The sequence below is a fragment of the Paenibacillus sp. HJGM_3 genome, assembly GCF_045062745.1.
Classification (GTDB): domain Bacteria; phylum Bacillota; class Bacilli; order Paenibacillales; family NBRC-103111; genus Paenibacillus_AA.
Map to the genome: position 1 here is coordinate 39,668 of NZ_JBJGED010000043.1, position 20,808 is coordinate 60,475.

Annotated in this window: 22 protein-coding genes and 1 rRNA gene; 1 reads left to right on the plus strand and 22 read right to left on the minus strand. The window is 56.5% G+C overall.

Annotation, left to right across the window (positions count from 1 at the left end; translation table 11 throughout):
• Nucleotides 1–57 precede the first annotated feature (57 nt).
• The 14 genes from rplA to ACI5FR_RS31530 form a co-directional block, all read right to left on the minus strand.
• Nucleotides 58–750 carry a 50S ribosomal protein L1 gene (rplA, locus tag ACI5FR_RS31465; protein ID WP_405461910.1) on the minus strand — a complete coding sequence of 231 codons (693 nt, stop codon included), beginning with the start codon at nucleotides 748–750 and terminating at the stop codon, nucleotides 58–60.
• A gap of 71 nt (nucleotides 751–821) precedes the next feature.
• On the minus strand, nucleotides 822–1,247 hold the full coding sequence (rplK, locus tag ACI5FR_RS31470; protein ID WP_405461913.1) for a 50S ribosomal protein L11: 426 nt from the start codon (nucleotides 1,245–1,247) through the stop codon (nucleotides 822–824).
• Nucleotides 1,248–1,380: 133 nt separating this feature from the next.
• The gene (nusG, locus tag ACI5FR_RS31475) at nucleotides 1,381–1,914 is read right to left on the minus strand and encodes a transcription termination/antitermination protein NusG (RefSeq protein WP_405461915.1); all 534 of its coding nucleotides are present in this window, start codon (nucleotides 1,912–1,914) and stop codon (nucleotides 1,381–1,383) included.
• 20 nt (nucleotides 1,915–1,934) lie between these two features.
• Nucleotides 1,935–2,147 carry a preprotein translocase subunit SecE gene (gene secE / locus ACI5FR_RS31480; protein WP_405461918.1) on the minus strand — a complete coding sequence of 71 codons (213 nt, stop codon included), beginning with the start codon at nucleotides 2,145–2,147 and terminating at the stop codon, nucleotides 1,935–1,937.
• A 329-nt stretch (nucleotides 2,148–2,476) separates the two neighbouring features.
• Nucleotides 2,477–3,121 (minus strand): RNA polymerase sporulation sigma factor SigH, encoded by a 645-nt coding sequence (gene sigH / locus ACI5FR_RS31485; RefSeq protein ID WP_405461919.1) that lies wholly within the window; start codon nucleotides 3,119–3,121, stop codon nucleotides 2,477–2,479.
• Between the two features lie 91 nt (nucleotides 3,122–3,212).
• Complete coding sequence (locus ACI5FR_RS31490; protein WP_405461922.1) at nucleotides 3,213–3,737, minus strand: NYN domain-containing protein; 525 nt, start codon at nucleotides 3,735–3,737, stop codon at nucleotides 3,213–3,215.
• A 19-nt stretch (nucleotides 3,738–3,756) separates the two neighbouring features.
• A complete protein-coding gene (gene rlmB, locus ACI5FR_RS31495; protein ID WP_405461924.1) occupies nucleotides 3,757–4,500 on the minus strand; it encodes a 23S rRNA (guanosine(2251)-2'-O)-methyltransferase RlmB in 744 nt (247 codons plus the stop codon).
• Between the two features lie 31 nt (nucleotides 4,501–4,531).
• Entirely contained in the window at nucleotides 4,532–5,038 is a 507-nt protein-coding gene (locus ACI5FR_RS31500) for a Mini-ribonuclease 3 (RefSeq protein WP_405461926.1), read from the minus strand.
• Nucleotides 5,035–6,450 carry a cysteine--tRNA ligase gene (gene cysS / locus ACI5FR_RS31505; RefSeq protein ID WP_405461929.1) on the minus strand — a complete coding sequence of 472 codons (1,416 nt, stop codon included), beginning with the start codon at nucleotides 6,448–6,450 and terminating at the stop codon, nucleotides 5,035–5,037. Before cysS ends, ACI5FR_RS31500 begins: the two co-directional genes overlap by 4 nt.
• Nucleotides 6,422–7,117, minus strand: a complete 696-nt coding sequence (gene epsC, locus ACI5FR_RS31510; protein ID WP_405461930.1) for a serine O-acetyltransferase EpsC — start codon at nucleotides 7,115–7,117, stop codon at nucleotides 6,422–6,424. The genes cysS and epsC overlap by 29 nt, the downstream gene beginning before the upstream one ends.
• A 495-nt stretch (nucleotides 7,118–7,612) precedes the next feature.
• On the minus strand, nucleotides 7,613–9,076 hold the full coding sequence (gltX, locus tag ACI5FR_RS31515; RefSeq protein WP_405461932.1) for a glutamate--tRNA ligase: 1,464 nt from the start codon (nucleotides 9,074–9,076) through the stop codon (nucleotides 7,613–7,615).
• 54 nt (nucleotides 9,077–9,130) lie between these two features.
• A complete protein-coding gene (gene ispF, locus ACI5FR_RS31520) occupies nucleotides 9,131–9,613 on the minus strand; it encodes a 2-C-methyl-D-erythritol 2,4-cyclodiphosphate synthase (RefSeq protein WP_405461934.1) in 483 nt (160 codons plus the stop codon).
• Complete coding sequence (gene ispD / locus ACI5FR_RS31525) at nucleotides 9,610–10,266, minus strand: 2-C-methyl-D-erythritol 4-phosphate cytidylyltransferase (protein ID WP_405461954.1); 657 nt, start codon at nucleotides 10,264–10,266, stop codon at nucleotides 9,610–9,612. Before ispD ends, ispF begins: the two co-directional genes overlap by 4 nt.
• A 99-nt stretch (nucleotides 10,267–10,365) precedes the next feature.
• Nucleotides 10,366–11,451 (minus strand): PIN/TRAM domain-containing protein, encoded by a 1,086-nt coding sequence (locus ACI5FR_RS31530; protein WP_405461936.1) that lies wholly within the window; start codon nucleotides 11,449–11,451, stop codon nucleotides 10,366–10,368.
• A 234-nt stretch (nucleotides 11,452–11,685) separates the two neighbouring features.
• On the opposite strand from ACI5FR_RS31530, the gene ACI5FR_RS31535 reads away from it, so the two are divergent.
• Nucleotides 11,686–12,081: a DUF1573 domain-containing protein gene (locus ACI5FR_RS31535; RefSeq protein ID WP_405461939.1), complete on the plus strand. Its 396-nt coding sequence runs from the start codon at nucleotides 11,686–11,688 to the stop codon at nucleotides 12,079–12,081.
• 105 nt (nucleotides 12,082–12,186) lie between these two features.
• Here ACI5FR_RS31535 and pssA read toward each other — a convergent pair whose 3' ends face one another.
• The 8 genes from pssA to rrf form a co-directional block, all read right to left on the minus strand.
• Nucleotides 12,187–12,942, minus strand: coding sequence for a CDP-diacylglycerol--serine O-phosphatidyltransferase (gene pssA, locus ACI5FR_RS31540; protein ID WP_405461941.1), 756 nt, complete (start codon nucleotides 12,940–12,942; stop codon nucleotides 12,187–12,189).
• Between the two features lie 114 nt (nucleotides 12,943–13,056).
• The gene (gene disA, locus ACI5FR_RS31545) at nucleotides 13,057–14,136 is read right to left on the minus strand and encodes a DNA integrity scanning diadenylate cyclase DisA (RefSeq protein ID WP_405461942.1); all 1,080 of its coding nucleotides are present in this window, start codon (nucleotides 14,134–14,136) and stop codon (nucleotides 13,057–13,059) included.
• A 103-nt stretch (nucleotides 14,137–14,239) separates the two neighbouring features.
• Nucleotides 14,240–15,646 (minus strand): DNA repair protein RadA, encoded by a 1,407-nt coding sequence (gene radA, locus ACI5FR_RS31550; protein WP_405461944.1) that lies wholly within the window; start codon nucleotides 15,644–15,646, stop codon nucleotides 14,240–14,242.
• A gap of 152 nt (nucleotides 15,647–15,798) precedes the next feature.
• Nucleotides 15,799–18,237 carry an ATP-dependent protease ATP-binding subunit ClpC gene (gene clpC / locus ACI5FR_RS31555; protein ID WP_405461946.1) on the minus strand — a complete coding sequence of 813 codons (2,439 nt, stop codon included), beginning with the start codon at nucleotides 18,235–18,237 and terminating at the stop codon, nucleotides 15,799–15,801.
• Between the two features lie 59 nt (nucleotides 18,238–18,296).
• Entirely contained in the window at nucleotides 18,297–19,358 is a 1,062-nt protein-coding gene (gene mcsB / locus ACI5FR_RS31560; protein WP_405461948.1) for a protein-arginine kinase McsB, read from the minus strand.
• Nucleotides 19,359–19,377: 19 nt separating this feature from the next.
• Entirely contained in the window at nucleotides 19,378–19,905 is a 528-nt protein-coding gene (mcsA, locus tag ACI5FR_RS31565) for a protein-arginine kinase activator protein McsA (protein ID WP_405461949.1), read from the minus strand.
• A 33-nt stretch (nucleotides 19,906–19,938) separates the two neighbouring features.
• On the minus strand, nucleotides 19,939–20,400 hold the full coding sequence (locus tag ACI5FR_RS31570) for a CtsR family transcriptional regulator (protein ID WP_405461951.1): 462 nt from the start codon (nucleotides 20,398–20,400) through the stop codon (nucleotides 19,939–19,941).
• A 334-nt stretch (nucleotides 20,401–20,734) separates the two neighbouring features.
• Nucleotides 20,735–20,808 (minus strand): 5S ribosomal RNA (rrf, locus tag ACI5FR_RS33825); the annotation flags it as partial.

Here is a 20,808-nt window from a genome sequence, read left to right on the forward strand (position 1 = left end):
TCAACAGCTTATCACGGATTCCCGAAAAATGCAAAGTGCAATGTCAGGAAAATCGGATTAACGGAAGGATTGCAGGTTCACCCGTACGCTAGGACCCATAGTCGAAGATACGGCGATGTTGCGCAAGTAGACGCCTTTCGCAGCGGCTGGCTTCGCCCGGTTCAGAGCATCGACCAACGCCTTGAAGTTCTCGCCCAGCTTGTCGGCGTCGAAAGAAACTTTGCCGATCGGAGCATGAATTTGTCCGGCTTTGTCCAGACGGAATTCAATTTTACCGGCTTTGATTTCTTGAACGGCCTTCGTAACATCGAACGTGACGGTGCCGGCTTTCGGGTTCGGCATAAGACCTTTACCCCCGAGCAGACGACCCAATTTACCAACTTCGCTCATCATATCCGGCGTAGCTACGCAGACGTCGAAATCAAACCATCCTTGTTGGATTTTGTTGATCATGTCTGCATCGCCTACGAAGTCCGCGCCAGCGGCTTCGGCTTCTTTGGCTTTGTCGCCTTTGGCGAATACGAGAACTCGCTTGCTTTTCCCTGTTCCGTTCGGAAGCACGACCACACCGCGTACGGCTTGGTCCTGTTTGCGCGGGTCTACGCCCAGGCGAACAGCGACTTCCACGGTTTCATCAAACTTAGCCGGAGCCATTTTCTTCACAAGCTCCATCGCTTCAGCCGGCTCGTAGCTGGACTCTGGATTAACCAGCTTCGCAACTTCTTGCCATTTCTTTCCGTGCTTTGCCATGTTCCATCCTCCTTTGTGGTATTAGCGGAATATCCTCCCACTGTGCGGCACGCGAGGCCGCGGTCTTGCGATTAGTCTTCGATGACGATGCCCATCGAGCGAGCCGTACCTTCTACCATCCGCATAGCAGCTTCTACAGACGCCGCGTTCAGGTCAGGCATTTTTTGCTCCGCGATTTCACGAACTTTGGAACGTTTCACAGTTGCAACCTTCTTCTTGTTCGGTTCGCCGGAACCTTTCGGTACGTTAGCCGCGACGCGAAGCAATACAGCAGCCGGAGGAGTCTTGGTCTCGAACGTAAACGAACGATCCTCGAACACCGTAATCACAACCGGAATGATCAGACCGGCTTGATCGGCTGTGCGCGCGTTAAATTCCTTACAGAAAGCCATAATGTTGACCCCTGCCTGACCGAGTGCTGGACCGATCGGAGGAGCCGGATTCGCTTTGCCTGCCGGAACTTGCAGCTTCACCATTTTGATAACCTTTTTAGCCATGTGACACACCTCCTTGCCCATAATGTGGTAAGAACGGGATGTTTCCCTCCCACTTGCGCGAGCCCCACTCTGCACCGAGTAAGGCCGCTAGAAACCATTTACGAAATCAGACCGATAGAAGCACCGATCGATTTTATATTTTTTCCACCTGAGTATATTCCAACTCCAGCGGGGTTTCCCTACCGAACATGTTGACGTGCACCTTCAGCTTCGCTTTCTCCATCAGGATGTCTTCCACCGTGCCGACAAAGTTGGCGAATGGCCCGACCTTGACGCGCACCGTCTCCTTCAGAGTAAAGTCGATCTTCGGCTTCGGCTCTTCCATGCCCATATGCTTGAGAATGCTGTCGACCTCTTCCGGCAATAGCGGCGTAGGCTTGGAGCCCGAACCGGTCGATCCGACAAAGCCGGTTACCCCCGGCGTATTGCGAACCACATACCAGGAATCGTCCGTCTGAATCATCTCTACTAGCACATAGCCCGGATACACTTTGCGCATCACGCTCTTGCGCTTGCCGTCTTTGTTCACAATCTCTTCTTCCATCGGCACAAGCACGCGGAAGATCTTGTCGGCCATGTTCATGGACTCGACGCGTTTCTCGAGATTGGCTTTTACTTTGTTTTCATACCCGGAATAGGTATGTACGACGTACCAACGTTTCTCCATCATCCGTCACCTGGTTTTCCTTATACTTTGAAAAAGCGCAGCAATTCGGTTAGCCCAAGGTCGATGACCCAAAAGTAGATGGTAGCGAACACGACGGTCACAAGTACAACGATCGTATAACTGGTCAATTCTTTGCGGGTCGGCCACTTGACCTTCTTGAGCTCCGACCAGCTGTCGGTGAAGAATCCAGTCATGGACCCGAACCCTTGCTTCACTCTTTGCAAATACGACACAACTACACCTCCAAAAATGGAGCCCGAGTCCCAAATTCGGGAACACCAAAAACCCCCGAAAGCGTAGGGCTACCTGAACTACTTTATCACAGAGTACCGGACGTGTCAACAAACCCCGCCGCCGCGCGGCCTGCCATCTCTTGGGTCAACCTGCCTGCCTTCTAGTGTTGCCAGCGGACCGGGGACCTAAACCTATGAAAAGGAAGAGCGAGAAACAATGGAAGATCGAGGGGAGGCAACAGTAATAGAAATCTAGAGGAAATGAGGGTTGTCAAAACGGACAAAATTAGAAAACATTCCTCTCTGCCGTTAGCCAAAGAAGAATGCTCTCACAAATCTCGTACTTCCAAATACCGTTCCAGCTTCCGCTTCACCCGCTGCAGCGCGTTGTCGATGGACTTCACATGCCGATCCAGATCGACGGCAATCTCCTGGTAGGAGCGCCCGTCCAAATAAAGCATGAGCACCTTGCGCTCCAGGTCGCTCAGAATCTCGCCCATTTTGTCTTCCTGGCCGCTGAACTCTTCTTGGTTGATAATGAGTTCCTCCGGGTCGGTCATGCGGGAACCGCAGATGACATCGAGTAGCGTCCGGTCGGAATCTTCGTCATAGATAGGCTTGTCCAGGGAAACATAGGAGTTAAGCGGAATATGCTTCTGGCGGGTTGCGGTCTTGATGGCCGTAATGATCTGGCGGGTGATGCACAGCTCGGCGAAGGCTTTGAACGTTGACAGCTTGTCCTCTTTGAAGTCCCGGATGGACTTGTACAAGCCGATCATGCCTTCTTGCACAATATCTTCGCGGTCGGCTCCGATGAGGAAATAAGAACGAGCCTTGGCCCGAACGAAGTTCTTGTATTTGTTGATCAAATATTCCAGCGCCTCGCTGCTGCCATCGCGGACCGATTCGACGTTCTCTTCATCTGTCTTGAGGTCAAAGTCGCGCATTCTCATTTCTTTGAGGTCGATGCTCACCAACAATCCCTCCGGCTTGCCTGCAAGGCTACGCAAAACCCATTTAGCTTGATAAAGTTAGCCTTAGTATACATGACCGCATGGAAGATCGTCAACGGGGACCGTTGCCGCGGCGCCATCTTTCGAGCATGTCCAGCTGCTCTTGCGTCAGCTTGCTGTCGAAGGAGTTGCGGATTCGGGACGAGGCTTGCTCCTCCATCCGGTGCTTCATCTCCTTCACGCTCTGCCGCACGCTGTACAGCAGCTCCCGTGCAGGCAGCCGCAGGGCGCCCTGTCCGAACGTCACGCTCTGCTCGACGAAGTCGGAAGTCGCTACGTAGACTTGGGTGCGCCGGCTGCTGAGCTCGCCTACGAGACGCTCGATGAGCGCGTCGGCCGTTTCCTTCTCCTTCGTATACTGCACCTCGAGCGCGCTCTGCCAGTACTTGCCGCCGATCCCCGGCACCTGGTAGGCATCGAAGACGACGATGATCCGCTTCCCGGAGTAGGATTGATGCTCGGCGAGCAGGCCGATCAGCTTGTCGCGCGCTTCCTCCAGGCTGATCTCCTTCAGCTTGCTCAGCTCGGGCCACGCTCCGATGATGTTATAGCCGTCGACGATAATAATCTGCTTCATGAAACGCGCGACTCCCGCATCAGGAAACGGGAATCGAGCGCTGCCGGACGACTTCGTACATCAGCACCGAGGCGGCTACCGAGGCGTTCAGCGAATTGATCTGCCCATGCATCGGCAGGGTGACGAGGAAATCGCACTTCTCCTTGATCAGCCGGCCGATGCCCTTGCCTTCATTGCCGATGACGATCGCGATCGGCATTCGGAAGTCAGTCTGATACACGCTTTGCGCTCCCGATACGTCCGCGCCCGCTATCCAGATGCCCGCTTCCTTCAGTTCTTCGATCGTCTGCGCCAAGTTCGTCACCCGTGCGACCGGTACGTATTCAATGGCGCCGGCCGACGTCTTGGAGACGGTGGCCGTCAAGCCGACCGAACGGCGCTTCGGGATGATCACGCCGTGCACGCCGGCGCAATCGGCCGTACGCAGAATCGAGCCGAGGTTGTGAGGATCCTCAATCTCGTCCAGGATGAGCAGGAACGGCGGCTGTCCGCTATTCTGCGCTTGGGCGATCATGTCTTCGAGCTCCATATATTCATAGGCCGTCACTTGAGCGACTACGCCCTGGTGGGGCACGTTCGGCATGAGCTGGTCCAGCTTGCGCTTGTCCACCACTTGAATGACGATGCCCATCTTCTTCGCTTCACTGAAGACCGGCGAGAGCTGCTGCTTCTGCGCCTGCTCGGCGACGAACAGCTTGTGGATCGTACGGCCGGACCGGAGCGCCTCCTGCACCGAATGCCGCCCGCCAATATATTCTTCCATCGTCCATTCGACTCCTTTCGTTCCATCGTTCCTACGGCTTCTTGCGCTCCCGCTCTGTGTCCCCGCCGCTTAAGGTTTTCAACGCCAGATCCATCAGCATCTGCAATCTGGCGTAGCTTCCCTGGTAGTACAAGTAGCCTACCAGGCATTCGAACGCGGTGCTGTGCCGGTAATCGAGCACGTCCGCATTGCGGGGGACGGTACCGGACTTGGCATTCCGTCCCCGCTTCACGACGTCCACCTCCTCCTCCGTGAGGAGCGGCACCCACGTCTCGAGCGCTTTCGCCTGCGCGCGGTTGGACACGTACTTCACCGACTCGCGGTGCATGTGGTGAGGCCGGTGATTCGGCTGGGCGATGACGAATTGCCGTACATAGGCTTCATAGACGGCATCGCCCAGGTAGGCGAGCACCAGGGGGCTCAACTGCTTATAAGGCTTGGAGGGAGCGATCGTGAACAAGCCTTCCGTTACCCCCGGTTGCTCGTTCCGATCGCTTCCTGCGTTCGTTTCGGTAAACGTCGCCGTTCCCTCCTTCACTTGCGGCGCCAGCGAATGCCTTGCGGGGTGTCTTCCAGGAAAATACCCTGCTCGGTCAACAAATCCCGAATTTCATCAGCCCGCGCCCAGTTTTTGGCCTTTCTTGCTTCTGTCCGTTCTACGATCAGACGCTCGATGTCCGCATCGAGCAGCTCGTTCCGCTCTTCCGCTAGTATGCCCAGGACGCTGTCCAAATCTTTGAACGTCTGAAGCAAGAATTGCACCGTCGACCGGTCGATCTCCGGCCGGGCCAAATACTGATTGGCCAGCGTCGCGAGCTCGAACATCGCCGTAATCGCATCCGCCGTATTGAAATCGTCGTCCATGCTGGATTGGAAGTTGTCATAGACGAGGGTGACCGGCGTCACGATGGACGTATCCGCCCGCTCTCCTTCGACTTCCGGCAGATCGGCCAACCTATGCTTCAAGTTGCCTACACTGTTATTCAGCCGCGTCAATCCGTTCTTCGCCTGCTCGATCGCTTCATCGTTGAAGTTGACCGGGTTGCGGTAATGGGTCGACAACATGAAGTAACGAAGCGTCTCGGGCTCGATCTCCTTCAGCAGCTCTTTCACATTCACCCCGTTGCCCAGCGATTTCGACATCTTCTGGTCGTTGATGTGGATGTAGCCGTTGTGCATCCAGTACTTCGCGAGCGGCTTGCCGGTTACGCATTCGGATTGGGCCACCTCGCACTCATGGTGCGGGAATTGCAAATCCTGGCCGCCGCCGTGTATGTCGAGCGTCTCGCCCACATACTTGCGCACCATGGCCGAGCACTCGATATGCCAGCCCGGACGCCCATCCCCCCATGGACTGTTCCAGAAAATCTCGCCCGGCTTGGCCGCCTTCCACAGGACGAAGTCCTGCGGGTTCTCCTTCCGCTCGTCGACCTCAACCCGGATGCCGAACTGCAGCTCCTCCAGATTCTGATGCGACAGCTTGCCGTACTCGGGGAATTTCGCCGTCCGGAAGTAGACGTCGCCCCCGCTCTCATAGGCGTATCCGCCCTGAACGAGCTCTTCGATGAAGGCGATGATCTCCGGCATATTCTCCGTCACCCGAGGGTGAGCCGTAGCCCGCTCAATGCCGAGCGCCTCCACGTCCTCGAAGTACGCCGCGATGAACCGCTCCGCGATCTCGGGGACGGTGTCGCCGGATTGCTCGGCTTTGCGGATCAGCTTGTCGTCGACGTCTGTGAAATTCACGACATACTTCACTTCGTACTGCAGCCAGGTTAAGTAGCGGCGTACGACGTCGAAGAAGATCGCCGGACGGGCGTTGCCGATATGAATATAATCGTAGACCGTCGGTCCGCACACGTACATATTGACCTTCCCTGGCGTGAGCGGCTCGAACCCTTCCTTCGTTCGGGTCAGGGTGTTATACAATCTCAGATTGTTCTTGCGCATGCTTCGGACCTCCATCCACTCGTTGGCGTTCGCCCTGCTGCTTCAGCAGGTGCACCTCTTGCTTCAACTCTGCAATTTTCTTCTCCATCTTCTGGAAAATATCAAGCAGCGGATCGGGGACTTTGTCGTGATCGAGCCGGTTCACGCTGACGCCGTCCCTTTTTACGATCCGGGCTTTGAATCCGACTACCGTGCTGTTCGGCGGCACCTCCTGCACCACGTTGGCATTGGTCCCTATTTTCGAATTATCGCCCACGGTGAACGAGCCTAATACTTTGGCTCCGGCCGAGATGACGACATTGTTGCCAATGGTCGGGTGTCGCTTGCCCTTCTCTTTGCCGGTGCCTCCGAGCGTGACTCCCTGATACAGCACCACATCGTCGCCGATCTCGCACGTCTCCCCGATTACGACGCCCATCCCGTGGTCGATGAACAACCGGTCGCCGATTCGCGCGCCCGGGTGGATCTCAATCCCGGTGAAGAACCGGCTGATCTGGGAGATGACTCTCGCCACAGTGAACCATTTACGCTTATAGAACCGATGTGCGATGCGATGCGCCCAGATCGCATGAAGCCCCGAATACGTAAAAACCACTTCGAACAAGCTTCTCGCGGCCGGATCATTTTCAAATACCGTGGCTATATCGGATCTCATACGGCTGAACATTTCAATCCCCCCTATCTGAACCCCACAAAGTGAAGCGAGCCCTTCGTAGCTTACTCCGATTACTTTGCGGGGACCCCAGAAATAACTTGCCTATCAACAAAAAACGCCCCTGCAGCCGAAGCTGCAGAGACGTCGAATCGCGGTTCCACTCTGCTTGGGTTGTCGTCCTGCCTTGCCGGTGCCTGTCATTCTCAAAACACGGTGGCGGCCGACTCCCCCTCTTAGGCGTCCTTAACGCGGACGATCCGGCGCGGCCTAGACGGGGTGCGGGGCGCAGCGGACTTATGCAATCCGCTCTGCGATCCGAACTTCCGTATCAGTCGCGCAGCTCACAGGCGCATTTCCGAATCAGCGGGAATGGAACCCTTCCAGCAGCCTGCCGTCCCGATGGGGCAGCAAGCGGGATCCTCTCTGAAAACCCGATTGACACGTACTCTCCTGATCGATGCTTTTGTGTCAACTAAATTATTGATTAGTATACATCATAGGACTCGCTTATGACAACAACCGGCTGAGCCGTTCGACAATTTTGCGTTTGCCGAGCAGGACGACCGTCTGGTTCAAGTCGCGGCCGTGCATCTGCCCGGTCAGGGCGACGCGAATCGGCATGAAGAGCGCCTTGCCCTTGAAGCCGGTCTCCTTCTGCACGGTCTTCAGCATTTGCTGAACGATGTCCGGCGTAAGCTCGGATTCGGCCAGCGGCTCGATCAGCTTCAGGAAATGCCCCACCACCGTCGGCACCTGCTCCTCCTGAAGCACGGCCTCGGCCTCCGCTTCCACCGTCAGGGTCTCGGTGAAGAACATCTCCGACAGCTCCACGATCTCCGAGACCGCGTTCAGCTGCTCCTGATAGAGGCCTACGAGTGCCGTTACCCATGCCCTAGCGGCGTCGTCCAATTCGGCCGGAATGCGCCCCGCCTGCTGCAGGAACGGAATGGCCAGCTCCGTGAGACGGCCCAGGTCAGCCTTCTTGATGTAATAGTTGTTCATCCACTTGAGCTTATCCGTATCGAACACGGCCGGGCTGCGGGACAGGCGCTCTTCGTCGAACGCCGCGATCAGCTCGTCGTGGGTCAGCATCTCGTTCTCGCCTTCCGGGGACCAGCCCAGAAGCGCGATGAAGTTGAACAGCGACTCCGGCAAGTAGCCGAGCTTGTCGTACTGCTCGATGAACTGTACGATCGACTCGTCGCGCTTGCTGAGCTTCTTCCGCTGCTCGTTCACGATCAAGGTCATGTGCGCGAATGCCGGAGCTTCCCAGCCCAGCGCTTCATAGATCAACAGCTGGCGGGGCGTGTTGGAAATGTGGTCTTCCCCGCGCAGCACGTGACTGATTTTCATCAAATAATCGTCGATGACGACGGCGAAATTGTAGGTCGGGATCCCGTCTTTCTTCACGATGACGAAATCGCCGATGCCGTCCGACTCGAAGGCGATGTCGCCCTTCACCATATCGGTGAAGGCGATCGTTCGGCCTTCCGGCACCCGGAAGCGCACGCTCGGGATGCGGCCCTCCGCCTCGTAGGCGGCCCGCTGCTCCGCCGACAAGTTCCGATGCTTGCCCGAGTAGCGAGGCATCTCGCCGCGCGCCGTCTGTTCTTCCCGCTCCTGCTCCAGCTCTTCCTCCGTGCAGTAGCACAAATAGGCGCGGCCGGAATCGAGCAGCTGTTGCCAGTACGTTTTATAGATGTCGAGGCGTTCGGTCTGGCGATAAGGTCCGTACGGTCCCCCGACGTCCACGCTCTCTTCCCAGTCGATGCCGAGCCATTTCAAATATTTGAGCTGGCTCTCCTCGCCGCCGGCGACGTTGCGCTTCACGTCCGTATCCTCGATCCGAATGATGAAAGCTCCCTTATGATGGCGGGCGAACAAATAGTTGAACAGCGCCGTGCGCGCATTCCCGATATGCAGGTGCCCGGTCGGGCTGGGCGCATAGCGGACGCGGATTTCCTTGCTCATGAGACTACCCCTCTCCAGCGTACGATCGTCATCGCTAAAAAATATTAGTTGCTATCATAGCACATCCCGCACCAAACAGACAACCGATTGTGCGGCAATGCCTTCGCCCCGCCCGGTGAAGCCGAGCTGCTCCGTTGTTGTCGCCTTCACGTTCACTTGCTCCGGCTCCGCCTCCAGCGCCTGCGCGATAATCGCCGTCATCTGAGGAATATACGGCGCCATCTTCGGCCGTTGGGCAATAATCGTCGAATCCACATTACCGAGCTTGTAGCCTCTCTCCCGGGCAAGTGCCCAGACTCGCTCCAGCAGCTTCAAGCTGTCCGCGTCCTTGAACGCCGCATCCGTGTCGGGAAAGTGCTTGCCGATGTCGCCTAGCCCCAGTGCGCCCAGAATGGCGTCGCTGATCGCGTGAAGCAGCACGTCCGCATCCGAGTGGCCCAGCAGCCCTAACTCGAACGGAATGTCCACACCTCCGATGATGCACTTGCGCCCTTCTACCAACTGATGTACGTCGAAGCCTTGTCCTACTCGTATCATGTGAGTCCCTCTCCCCCATACCGTGTTGCAATCGTCTCCGCCCAGAGCAGGTCCTCCGGCGTCGTAATTTTAATGTTCGTGTACGCTCCCTCGGCGATCCGCACGTCGACTCCCAGGCGTTCCACGAGCATGGAATCGTCCGTGCCCGTGAATCCGTCCCGGACCGCCCGCTCATGCGCATCGCGCAGCAAATCAAGACGAAAAGCCTGCGGGGTCTGGATCGCCCACAAGCTTCGCCGGTCTGGCGTAGATTGAATGACTCCGTTCGAGTCGGCCACCTTGATCGTATCCTTCACCGGTACCGCGAGCACCGCCGCGCCCGTCTGTCTCGCTTCCTGCAGACAGCGCCGGACGAGCGCTTCGCCGATGAAGGGCCTCACGCCGTCGTGGACCGCGACCCAGGCCGTGCCTTCCGGCAGAGCCCGGAGGCCTTCCCGCACCGAGGCTTGCCGTTCGGCGCCGCCTGCAGTGACGGCCGCCACCTTCGTGAGCCCGTAGCGGCTCACATACGCTTCCCCGCGGGCGACATCGCCCGCTCCGACGACCAGCACGATCGCGTCGACGCATGCCATTGCCTGGAACCGCTCCAGCGTATGCGCCAGAATCGGCTTGTCGCCTAGCATCAAGTACTGCTTGCTCTCCGGCGTTTTCATACGCGAGCCGGTGCCGGCCGCAACTACGATGACGCCTGTTCCTCCCACGCCTGACCACTCCCGCCGTAAAACGATTCCATGTCTTCTATCTTAACCGTTTCACTGCGCTTTTTCCAATAGTTTCGGCTTGGCGAAAATCATGCGCCCCGCGGACGTTTGCAGCACGCTCGTCACGAGCACTTCGATCGTAGCGCCTATGTACTCCCGGCCGCCCTCCACGACGATCATCGTGCCGTCATCGAGATAGGCGACGCCTTGGCCATGCTCCTTGCCGTCCTTGATGACCTGCACCAGGATCTCTTCTCCCGGCAGCACGACCGGCTTCACGGCATTGGCGAGATCGTTGATGTTCAGCACCGAGACGCCTTGCAGCTCGCACACTTTATTCAGATTGAAATCGTTCGTGATCACTTTGCCCTGCAGCACCTTGGCGAGCCGCACCAGCTTGCTGTCGACCTCGGAGATTTCCTCGAAGTCGCCTTCGTAGATCAGCACCTTCACGTCAAGCTCCTTCTGAATTTTGTTCAGAATATCGAGCCCCCGACGTCCCCGGTTCCGCTTCAGCAGGTCCGAGGAATCGGCGATATGCTGCAGCTCCTCCAGCACGAATTCGGGAATGACGAGGATGCCTTCGATGAACCCGGTCTTGCAAATGTCGGCGATACGCCCATCGATGATAACGCTCGTGTCCAAAATTTTGTGAATATCCGCGGAAGCCCCGCTCCGCTTCGGTCTGTCGCCGCGTGAGGCCAGCAGCTCCATCACGTCGTCCTTGCGTTTGTGTCCGAGCCGCAGCCCGGTATAGCCCAGCAATACCGTCAGGGCCACCGCTACCGCGCTTCCCAGCCATCCGGCCTTCGACAACACCGGCGACAGCAGCGCCGAGATGACGAGCCCCACGATCATGCCCGCGGTACCCGCGAACAGCTCGGGAGAAGGGATGCGCGCCACCCGCTCTTCCCAATCGGACAGCCTCCGCTGCCCCATCCGAATCAGTCCGGTCGTCATGCCGTAGAACAAAAGCGCCATCAGTCCCGTACACCAGTAAGCTTGCGTTGCCCACGAGTCTACTTCTACGAACAGATTCGCCAAGAATAAGAACAATTGCCCTATCGCTTCATTCCCCTGGTATCCGATCATGCCGCCGATGAGTGCCATCAGCAGTCTTGTATACCGTAGTGCCATCTATTCTTCACCTCCATATAACGGACCATCCCGCGCAGGCGTACTCGCCTTAATTCAGCTTGCAACCAATCCGGGAATATGTCTCTATTTCCAATTATGGTCCAATTTCGCGTCTACTAATCTCAAGGGATGAACTTTTTTGCATATTCCACGGTGGGGATTTACAAATTGAATAATGCTTCCATTTCTTTTATAATTGAGGCACGAGGATAATGACTTGAGGTGAATGGAAGAATGAGCGACTTAACCTTGAAACAGTTTCAAGAACAAGTGTCCGAACTGCTGCTCCGTCACCGCAGCTTGCTGGATGTGCTGTCCAAGACGCAGCAATCGAGTGCTTCCGTGAACCGCAGCGTGATCAAAGCCATCACCGAATGCGGCTGTATCAGCCTGCAAGCGAACAAGCAGCCTACTCCCGCCGAACTGTCCCTCGAAGCCGCCAAATCTTTGGCCCAAACCCACGTGAACGGTCAGTTGTGCGAGAACTGCATAGACGCCATCTCCGTCCAGCTCGGGAAAAATTTGTTCTACATGTCGGCCCTCTGCAACTTGCTCGAATTGAACTTGGACGACATTCTGGAGAAGGAATCCCAGAAGTGTTCCACCCTCGGGATTTTCAACTTGTCTTAGGTCTTCACAGCTTCGGATTCAACAAAAAAAAGCATTTATTTTCCGGTTAAGGGAAAATAAATGCTTTTTATTTTCGGTCAGATGGCTATGCGCAGTCCAAGCGGATTACCCGTGTTTTTTCTCCGGTTCATCGTAGCCCGACTGATTGCGGCTTCTTTTCCGGGAGATAACCCTAACGTTTTTTTTTAAGCCATTCAAGCCATACAAGGCGTAGATCACCAGCGGGATGAACAGCAGCTTCGTCAGAATGCTCTTGTACACCACAGCGAGTACGACAACAACGACGATAATGATCGGCGTAACCCAGATCGCCGCCTTAGGGATGCCCACCTTCTTGAAATTCGGATAGCGGACCGTGCTGACCATCAAGAACGACAACACGAGCGTGCTGGCGAGCAAGATGGGGGTCGATATCTCCTCGTGGAACAGCGCGAGTGTACTGAGGACGCTGCCGGCCGCCGGAATCGGCAGCCCGATGAAATAACCGGGCGCTCCCGTAATCACATTGAACCGAGCGAGACGAAGTGCGCCGCAGATCGGGAAGATCGCGGTTACGATCCAGGCGAGCGCGGACGTCTGCATCTCTTGGAACGCCACGACATACATGATGAACGCCGGCGCGACCCCGAAGGAGATCACGTCGGACAAGGAATCGAGTTCCTTGCCGAATTCGCTCTGCGCGTTCAAGGCGCGGGCGACTCTCCCGTCCAATCCGTCGAGCAGCATCGCGACGATCACGAAGATCGCCGCGAGCTCTGCGTTCGTATTATCGATATTGGAATTGAAGGCCAGAATTATAGCGACAATCCCCAAGAACAAGTTACCTACCGTAAACATGCTGGGAATGGAATTCTTAATCATACCGCTCCACCTCTTCATGTACTTTGCCCCGAATCACAACTATCCATGTTGCTGTATCATGGAAGAGGCAGCATCAAGCAACGCAATCAAATCTATTTTATGATTGTATGCGTTTTAAATATGTCTGTCAATGAACAATTGCTCTTGGATTCGCTTCAGGCCCTCCTTGATCGCCCGGGCCCGGACTTCGCCGATGCCGTCGACTTCGTCCAATTCCTCGATGGTCGCCATGACCATATGGGGCAGATGGGCGAATCGCTCGACCAAGTTGTGGATGATCATGGACGGCAGACGAGGCAGCTTGTTCAGCATCCGATAGCCGCGCGGCGAGACCGGCTCTTCCAGCATCGAGTTGGACGATGGATAGCCGAGCAGCCGGACCAAATGCTGATGATCGAGCAGCTCGTCGTTGCTCAGCTTCTTCAGCCCTGCGAGCACCTCTTTGATCTTCTCCTCGGCCGGATCTTTGCAATAATCCTTCACGAGCAGCAGCGCTTCGTAATCCGTCGTGGCCACGAGCTCATCCAGTTGCATCCGGATCAGCCGGCCCTCGGTGCCCAGCTCGTTGATATAGCGCTTGATCTCGGTCTTCACGCGCAGCACCATCTCGAACCGCTGGATGACACCCGTCACCTCCTGAAGGGTGACGAGCTCCTCGAATTCGGAGGCACCCAGATTCGTGAGCGATTGGTCGAGAACCGATTTATATTTCTCCAGAGTCTGAATCGCCTGATTCGCCTTGGCCAGAATGACCCCGATATCCTTCAGGGAATACCGGAGGTTGCCCTGATACACCGTGATCACGTTCCGGCGCTGGGAGATCGATACGACGAGCTTGCCGGTCTGCTTGGCGACCCGCTCCGCCGTGCGGTGCCGAATCCCGGTCTCGATCGAGCTGATGGACGAATCCGGGATGAGCTGGGTATTGGCGAATAAAATCCGCTTGATGTCCTCGCTGAGAATGATTGCCCCGTCCATCTTGGCCAGCTCGTACAAGTAGTTGGGCGAGAAATCGCAGTTGATCGAGAAGCCCCCGTCCACAAGCTCCATCACTTCGGGGCTGTACCCGACCACCAGCAGCGCTCCCGTCTTCGCGCGGAGCACGTTTTCCAACCCTTCGCGGAACGCCGTACCCGGGGCCACCAGCTGAAGGATTTGACTCATTTTATCGCGTGTTGCTTCTTCTTTCACCAAGTGTGCCTCCTAACTTATACCCCACAAAGTGAAGTAGGGCTCTGGAGCGTATTCCTAGTACTTTGCGGGGACCCCAGTAGTGTACCCCAGGAGCAAAATACATCTATGCCTGATCCCGCTTCTTCGGACGGAATGTGTCTTCCTTCAGGGCAGCCTTAAGCGCCTCGGCGACCGTGTTCACTTCGATCACTTCGACGCCTTTGGGCGGCGTCCAGCCTTTCACGCTCTTCGCCGGTAAGATGACCCGCTTGAAGCCGAGCTTCTGCGCCTCCTTGACCCTCGCGTCGAGACGCGATACGCCTCGCACTTCCCCAGTCAGCCCGACCTCGCCGATATACACGTCGTATGGATTGACCGGAGTATCCTTGAAGCTCGAAGCGATGGCGACGGCGACGGCCAGGTCGACCGCAGGCTCATCCAGCTTCACCCCGCCGGCTACGTTCAGGTAGACGTCCTGATTTTGCAAAAAGAACCCGAGGCGCTTCTCCAACACGGCGATGATCAGAGTCAGGCGGTTGTAGTCGATCCCGGTGGCGCTGCGGCGCGGGCTCGGGAAGTTCGTCGGCGCTACGAGGGCCTGCATCTCTACAAGCACTGGACGCGTCCCTTCCATACTGGCCGCCACGGTGGAGCCGGATACATGAAGGGGACGCTCGGCGATGAACAACTCGGACGGGTTCGTTACTTCCCGAAGTCCGAGCTCTCCCATCTCGAAGATGCCGATCTCGTTCGTGGAACCGAAGCGATTCTTCACCGCCCTCAGCAGGCGATACGAATGATGACGCTCTCCTTCGAAGTACAGCACGCAATCGACCATATGCTCCAATAGGCGAGGTCCGGCTATCGCCCCTTCCTTGGTCACATGTCCGACCAGCACGGTAGCGATCCCTCTCCCTTTAGCTATTCTCATAAAATGGCCCGTGCATTCCCGGACCTGTGCGACGCTGCCTGGAGCGGAAGTAATCTCCGGGTGGAACACCGTCTGAATCGAGTCGATGATCAACAAATCGGGCTGCGTCTGCTGCACGACGTCTTCGATAACCTGCACGTTCGTCTCGCAGAGCACGAACATGGACTCGGAGAGCGCGTTCAGGCGATCCGCCCTCAGCTTGATCTGCGCGGCGGATTCTTCCCCGGAGATGTAGAGCACCTTTAATTGCTTCTCGGCTAAATCGTGCGATGTTTGAAGCAGCAGCGTCGATTTGCCGATGCCCGGATCGCCGCCGACCAGGATCAGCGACCCTGGAACGACGCCTCCGCCCAACACCCGGTTCAGTTCGGTCATACGGGTCTGGATGCGATTCTCGTCGCTGCTCTTTATGTTTATGATCGAAGCAGGCAATTCTTTCGTAAGAGTTGTGCCGGATGTCAGACCGCGAGCGCGCGGAGGCGACTCCAGTTCCTCGACGAAGCTGTTCCAGGCTTGGCAGCCCGGGCATTTGCCCAGCCACTTGGGCGATTCGTACCCGCATTCCTGACAGCAAAATTTGGTTTTGGACGGCTTGGCCATGCAAAAATTCCTCGTTTCCCTTAGTATTCAAAGTTTACCATGGGACCGATTGCGTTGGAAACCCCGGGATGGAATAAACTTGTAATTAGGCACAAAGCAATACCCCGGCGCCTCATGGGTCATGAGCACCGGGGTAGGTTATCGAAGTCTATTTAATTAGCGGACACTTGGTTTCTCAGGACGACCAGCTCGCCGTTTTGCTCATCGATCGTAAGCGAATCGCCTTTGGAGATGCTGCCTTGCAGCAATTCCTCCGACAGACGGTCTTCGATATGCTTCTGGATCGCTCTACGCAACGGTCTCGCTCCGTAAGTCGGATCGAACCCTTCCTTCGCCAGGAACTTCTTGGCGGAATCCGTCAGGGTGAACGCGACCTCTTGCTCGCGCAGACGCTTGCTCAGCTCGTCGGACATGAGGCTGACGATCTTCGCGATGTGCTCTTCGTCCAGGGAATGGAAGACGATGATCTCATCGATCCTGTTCAGGAACTCCGGACGGAAGCTCTTCTTCAGCTCGCCCATCACTTTGTCCTTCATGACGTTGTAGTCTTTGCCGGCATCTTGGACGGCGGTGAAGCCCAGTTGGGAATTGCGCTTGATCGTCTCGGCTCCCACGTTCGACGTCATGATGATCAGCGTGTTGCGGAAATCGACCGTACGGCCCTTCGAATCGGTCAAGCGTCCATCCTCCAGCACCTGAAGCAGGATATTGAACACTTCCGGATGCGCCTTCTCGATTTCGTCCAGCAGGACAACCGAGTATGGCTTGCGGCGTACTTTCTCGGTCAGCTGACCGCCTTCCTCATAGCCGACATATCCTGGAGGCGCCCCGACGAGCCGCGATGTCGAATGCTTCTCCATGTACTCCGACATGTCGATGCGGATGACCGCGTTCTCGTCGCCGAACATCGATTCGGCGAGCGCTCTCGCCAGCTCGGTCTTCCCGACCCCGGTCGGACCGAGGAAGATGAAGGAGCCCATCGGGCGCTTCGGATCCTTGAGCCCCGCCCTCGCCCGGCGGATCGCCCGGCTGACGGCCTTGACGGCTTCATCTTGGCCGATCACGCGCTCATGCAGGATATTCTCCATCTTGAGCAGCCGCTCGGTTTCTTCCTCAGCCAGCTTCGTAACCGGCACTCCGGTCCAGCTCGCCACGACGTGTGCGATGTCTTCCGGCGTCACTTCCGAATCGGTCCGGCCTTGCTTTTCTTTCCACTCGTTCTTTGTGACCTCCAGCTCATCGCGCATTTTTTGCTCTGTATCGCGGAGCGAGGCAGCCTTCTCGAATTCCTGGCTCTGCACGGCCGCATCCTTCTCCTTGCGGACGTTCTCGAGCTGGGTCTCGAGCTGCTTCAGGTTAGGCGGGATCGTATAAGAGCGAAGCCTTACCTTCGAACTCGCTTCATCGATCAAGTCGATCGCCTTGTCCGGCAAGAACCGGTCGGTAATGTAGCGGTCCGACAGCTTCACCGCTTGCTCGATCGCCTCATCGGTGATCTTCACGCGGTGATGGGCTTCGTACCGGTCGCGCAGCCCATGCAAAATTTGTATCGCTTCTTCCGGAGACGGCTGGTCGACCGTAATCGGCTGGAACCGGCGCTCCAGGGCGGCGTCCTTCTCGATATATTTCCGGTATTCGTCCAGTGTTGTCGCGCCGATGCATTGCAGCTCGCCGCGCGCGAGCGAGGGTTTCAAGATGTTCGAGGCGTCGATCGCCCCTTCGGCTCCGCCTGCCCCGATGAGCGTATGCAGCTCGTCGATGAACAGGATGATGTTGCCGGCGGCGCGAATCTCGTCCATGATCTTTTTCAAGCGGTCTTCGAATTCGCCCCGATACTTCGTCCCGGCTACGACCGAACCCATATCGAGGGTCATGACGCGCTTGTCGCGAAGCGTCTCGGGAATCTCGTTCGCCACGATGCGCTGAGCGAGTCCTTCGGCGATCGCCGTCTTCCCGACCCCCGGCTCCCCGATAAGGACCGGGTTGTTCTTCGTCCGGCGGCTGAGTACTTGGATGACGCGCTCGATTTCCTTGGCCCGGCCGATCACCGGGTCAAGGTTGCCTTCTTTGGCGTAAGCGGTCAGGTCGCGTGCCAGTCCGTCCAGCGTCGGCGTGTTCACATTGGCCGAAGAGCCTTGGTTGGACGACACGGCTTCGCTGCTGCCGAGCAGCTGCAGTACTTGCTGACGGGCTTTGTTCAGGCTCACGTTCAGGTTGTTCAGCACGCGGGCGGCGACGCCTTCGCCTTCGCGGATCAGCCCCAGCAAGATGTGCTCGGTGCCCACATACGTATGTCCCAATTTGCGGGCTTCGTCCATCGACAGCTCGATGACTTTTTTGGCTCGCGGCGTGTAGGCAATGTTGCTTGGCTGCTCTTGCCCGCGGCCGATAAGCGATTCGACCTCGTCTTGAATTTTCTCGAGGCTGAGTCCTAAGGCTACGAGCGCCTTGGCGGCAATACCATCGCTCTCGCGAATGAGTCCTAATAAGATGTGTTCGGTTCCGATATTGTTATGTCCCAGTCGAACGGCTTCTTCCTGTGCTAAGGCCAACACCTTTTGGGCCCGTTCCGTAAATCTGCCAAACATCATTACAAACACCTCCATATCTATTTGTATAAAAATTAAACCAAAATAAGGGATTTCCAACATTAAGGCTGTGCTAACTTGCGCCGGATCAGCTCGGCTCTGCGAATATCCCGGTCTTCGGGCGACAGCTTCGTACCCGACCAATGCTGCAAAGAGCCCGGCTGCGTCATGACCGACAGTTCGTTCAGTACGGTCGGGGAGACGTTCTCGATGATGCCTAGGTCGATGCCTAGTCTCACGTCGGACAGCCGCTGCGCCGCTTCCTTCGTATCCATGATATTCGCATGCGACAAAATCCCGTACGAGCGGTTCACCCGGTCGACCAGCCGCAATCGGGATTCATTCATCAGCTTCTGTCTGGCCGCGCGTTCATGCTCGATGATTTGACGCACGACGCTGTACAAGCTGTCGATGATCTCTTGCTCCGACTGGCCTAGCGTGATCTGGTTGGAGATCTGGAACACGTTGCCCGTGGCTTCGCTTCCCTCTCCGTAAAGCCCGCGCACCGCCAATCCGACTTGATTGATCGCGGATAGAATCCGGTTCATTTGCTGAGTCAGCACGAGGGCGGGCAAGTGCATCATGACGGAGGCGCGAATGCCGGTTCCCACATTGGTCGGACAGCTCGTCAAGTATCCTCGGTGTTCATCGAATGCGTAGTCCAGCTGAGACTCGAACACGTCGTCGATCTGGTTGGCCAAATCCCAAGCCTCGCGAATCTGAAAACCCGGGCATAAACATTGTATGCGCAGGTGATCCTCTTCGTTGATCATGATACTGACCGATTCGTTCTGACTGAGGATGACCGCGCCGTGTCTCGCTTCATTCGCCAAGTTCGGGCTGATGAGATGCTTCTCGACGAGCACCTTCTTCTCGAGTTCGCTCAGCTGATCCAGCGGAATGAACTGAAACTCGCTGATCGTGCCCAATTCTTCATTGGCCATAATCTGCTCGATCCGTTCCAGCACTTCCTCCGATTGTGAGTTCGTGGCGAGCATCGGGAACGGATGGGTATTCAAGTTGCGGGCCAACCGGATTCGGCTGCTGATGACGACATCCTGATCCGGTCCGTTACTGCTCATCCATTCGCTAAGGGCATGCTCCATATATTTTCGGGAAGACATGAGCGTTCACCTCTTTTTCTCAGCCTTGCGTACCGTTTAATTTTTGTTCCAGCTCGCGAATTTGATCCCGCAGGGTGGCTGCATGCTCGAACTCTTGACGCTGAATCCGGCCTTGCAGCTCTTGCTTCAATTGATCGATCTCGCGCTTCTGTTGAATGATGCCGCCTGTGCGCTTCGGCACTTTCCCAACGTGGACCACGTTGCCGTGAACCCGCTTGAACAGCGGGTCGAGCTTCTCGGAAAAATGCTTATAGCAGGAATTGCAGCCGAAGCGGCCCAGCTTGCTGAATTGGCTGTAGGTCAGCCCGCATTGATCGCACCTCAGTGCGGTTGGCGGCTTGTGGCCGAAGGAAGCACCCGGCGTCGCATCGAAATCCAATAATCCCGATAACAGATTGTGAATGGAAAAGCCGTTCGCCGTACCCGGAATCAGCTCGCCCTTCTCCCGCGCGCAGGATTCGCAGATATGAAATTCCGTCTTCTCCCCATTCACGATCTTCGTAAAATGCAGAGTCGCCGGTTTCTTGTTGCATTCCTGGCAGAGCATAGTCAACTCCTCCTTCTCCCGCATGACAGGACGTTAATTGCTTAATAAGGCCACCAGCATCGCCTTCAGAAGACGGGCCCGGATCTCGTCGCGGAGCGGCAGCTTGAACGCCAGCACATCCCTTGAGATGGCCGCCTTCAGCAGGCTCGCCTCCCGGCAGCTGATGAATTCGCCATCCTCCAGCTGATAGATGAGGCCTTCCGCGCTCTGTTGGTCGATCTCCCCGCCGATCGTGCGGAAGATGTGAGCGTGGATCGCTTCCTTCATCGGCAGATCGACCTTCTGAATCCGGATATAGCCGCCGCCCCCCCGCTTGCTCTCGACCAGGTAGCCCTTCTCGAGCGTAAAGCGTGTGCTGATGACGTAATTAATCTGGGAAGGCACGCATTCGAAGCGACCGGCCAAATCACTGCGCCGAATCTCGATCACATTATCCGGACTCTGCTGCAACACCTGCTTCAGATACTGCTCGATGATGTCCGAGATATTGCGCATCCAATGGACCTCCCTTTCCGTCAAACTGACTTTGACTATCTTTGACTATATCTCCATTATAAATAATTTTCTGACTTTTGCAAGTATCTGTCATTACTTATTGTAGCAGTTTCTCCATCGTCTTATACGCTGTCGGCCTGTTGCAGGGATGCCAAAAAAAGCTGATCCGCCTTGATTTTTCTGGTTTTTGGGAAGGGTAATTCGCCTGACTGCAATTGTGCAGGTTAATTGTCGGGGAAGAGGGCTTTGGGTGTTTTGTTGCTAAACGCAAACAAGAGGCTGCTTCCGGTTCGAATGAACCAGGAGCAGCCTCTTCTTGTGCGCTACGGCTTTTGCTTGGCAACGTCCTACTCTCCCAGGACCCTTCGGTCCAAGTACCATCGGCGCTGGAGGGCTTAACGGTCGTGT

What these genes read in the sequence shown, in the direction of transcription:
- rplA (WP_405461910.1), bottom strand. Translation starts at nt 750, where the DNA reads ATGGCAAAGCACGGAAAGAAATGGCAAGAAGTTGCGAAGCTGGTTAAT.
- rplK (WP_405461913.1), bottom strand. Translation starts at nt 1,247, where the DNA reads ATGGCTAAAAAGGTTATCAAAATGGTGAAGCTGCAAGTTCCGGCAGGC.
- nusG (WP_405461915.1), bottom strand. Translation starts at nt 1,914, where the DNA reads ATGGAGAAACGTTGGTACGTCGTACATACCTATTCCGGGTATGAAAAC.
- ACI5FR_RS31490 (WP_405461922.1), bottom strand. Translation starts at nt 3,737, where the DNA reads ATGAAGCAGATTATTATCGTCGACGGCTATAACATCATCGGAGCGTGG.
- rlmB (WP_405461924.1), bottom strand. Translation starts at nt 4,500, where the DNA reads ATGGAAGAATATATTGGCGGGCGGCATTCGGTGCAGGAGGCGCTCCGG.
- cysS (WP_405461929.1), bottom strand. Translation starts at nt 6,450, where the DNA reads ATGCGCAAGAACAATCTGAGATTGTATAACACCCTGACCCGAACGAAG.
- epsC (WP_405461930.1), bottom strand. Translation starts at nt 7,117, where the DNA reads ATGTTCAGCCGTATGAGATCCGATATAGCCACGGTATTTGAAAATGAT.
- gltX (WP_405461932.1), bottom strand. Translation starts at nt 9,076, where the DNA reads ATGAGCAAGGAAATCCGCGTCCGCTATGCGCCCAGCCCGACCGGGCAC.
- ispF (WP_405461934.1), bottom strand. Translation starts at nt 9,613, where the DNA reads ATGATACGAGTAGGACAAGGCTTCGACGTACATCAGTTGGTAGAAGGG.
- ispD (WP_405461954.1), bottom strand. Translation starts at nt 10,266, where the DNA reads ATGAAAACGCCGGAGAGCAAGCAGTACTTGATGCTAGGCGACAAGCCG.
- ACI5FR_RS31530 (WP_405461936.1), bottom strand. Translation starts at nt 11,451, where the DNA reads ATGGCACTACGGTATACAAGACTGCTGATGGCACTCATCGGCGGCATG.
- ACI5FR_RS31535 (WP_405461939.1), top strand. Translation starts at nt 11,686, where the DNA reads ATGAGCGACTTAACCTTGAAACAGTTTCAAGAACAAGTGTCCGAACTG.
- pssA (WP_405461941.1), bottom strand. Translation starts at nt 12,942, where the DNA reads ATGATTAAGAATTCCATTCCCAGCATGTTTACGGTAGGTAACTTGTTC.
- radA (WP_405461944.1), bottom strand. Translation starts at nt 15,646, where the DNA reads ATGGCCAAGCCGTCCAAAACCAAATTTTGCTGTCAGGAATGCGGGTAC.
- clpC (WP_405461946.1), bottom strand. Translation starts at nt 18,237, where the DNA reads ATGATGTTTGGCAGATTTACGGAACGGGCCCAAAAGGTGTTGGCCTTA.
- mcsB (WP_405461948.1), bottom strand. Translation starts at nt 19,358, where the DNA reads ATGTCTTCCCGAAAATATATGGAGCATGCCCTTAGCGAATGGATGAGC.
- mcsA (WP_405461949.1), bottom strand. Translation starts at nt 19,905, where the DNA reads ATGCTCTGCCAGGAATGCAACAAGAAACCGGCGACTCTGCATTTTACG.
- ACI5FR_RS31570 (WP_405461951.1), bottom strand. Translation starts at nt 20,400, where the DNA reads ATGCGCAATATCTCGGACATCATCGAGCAGTATCTGAAGCAGGTGTTG.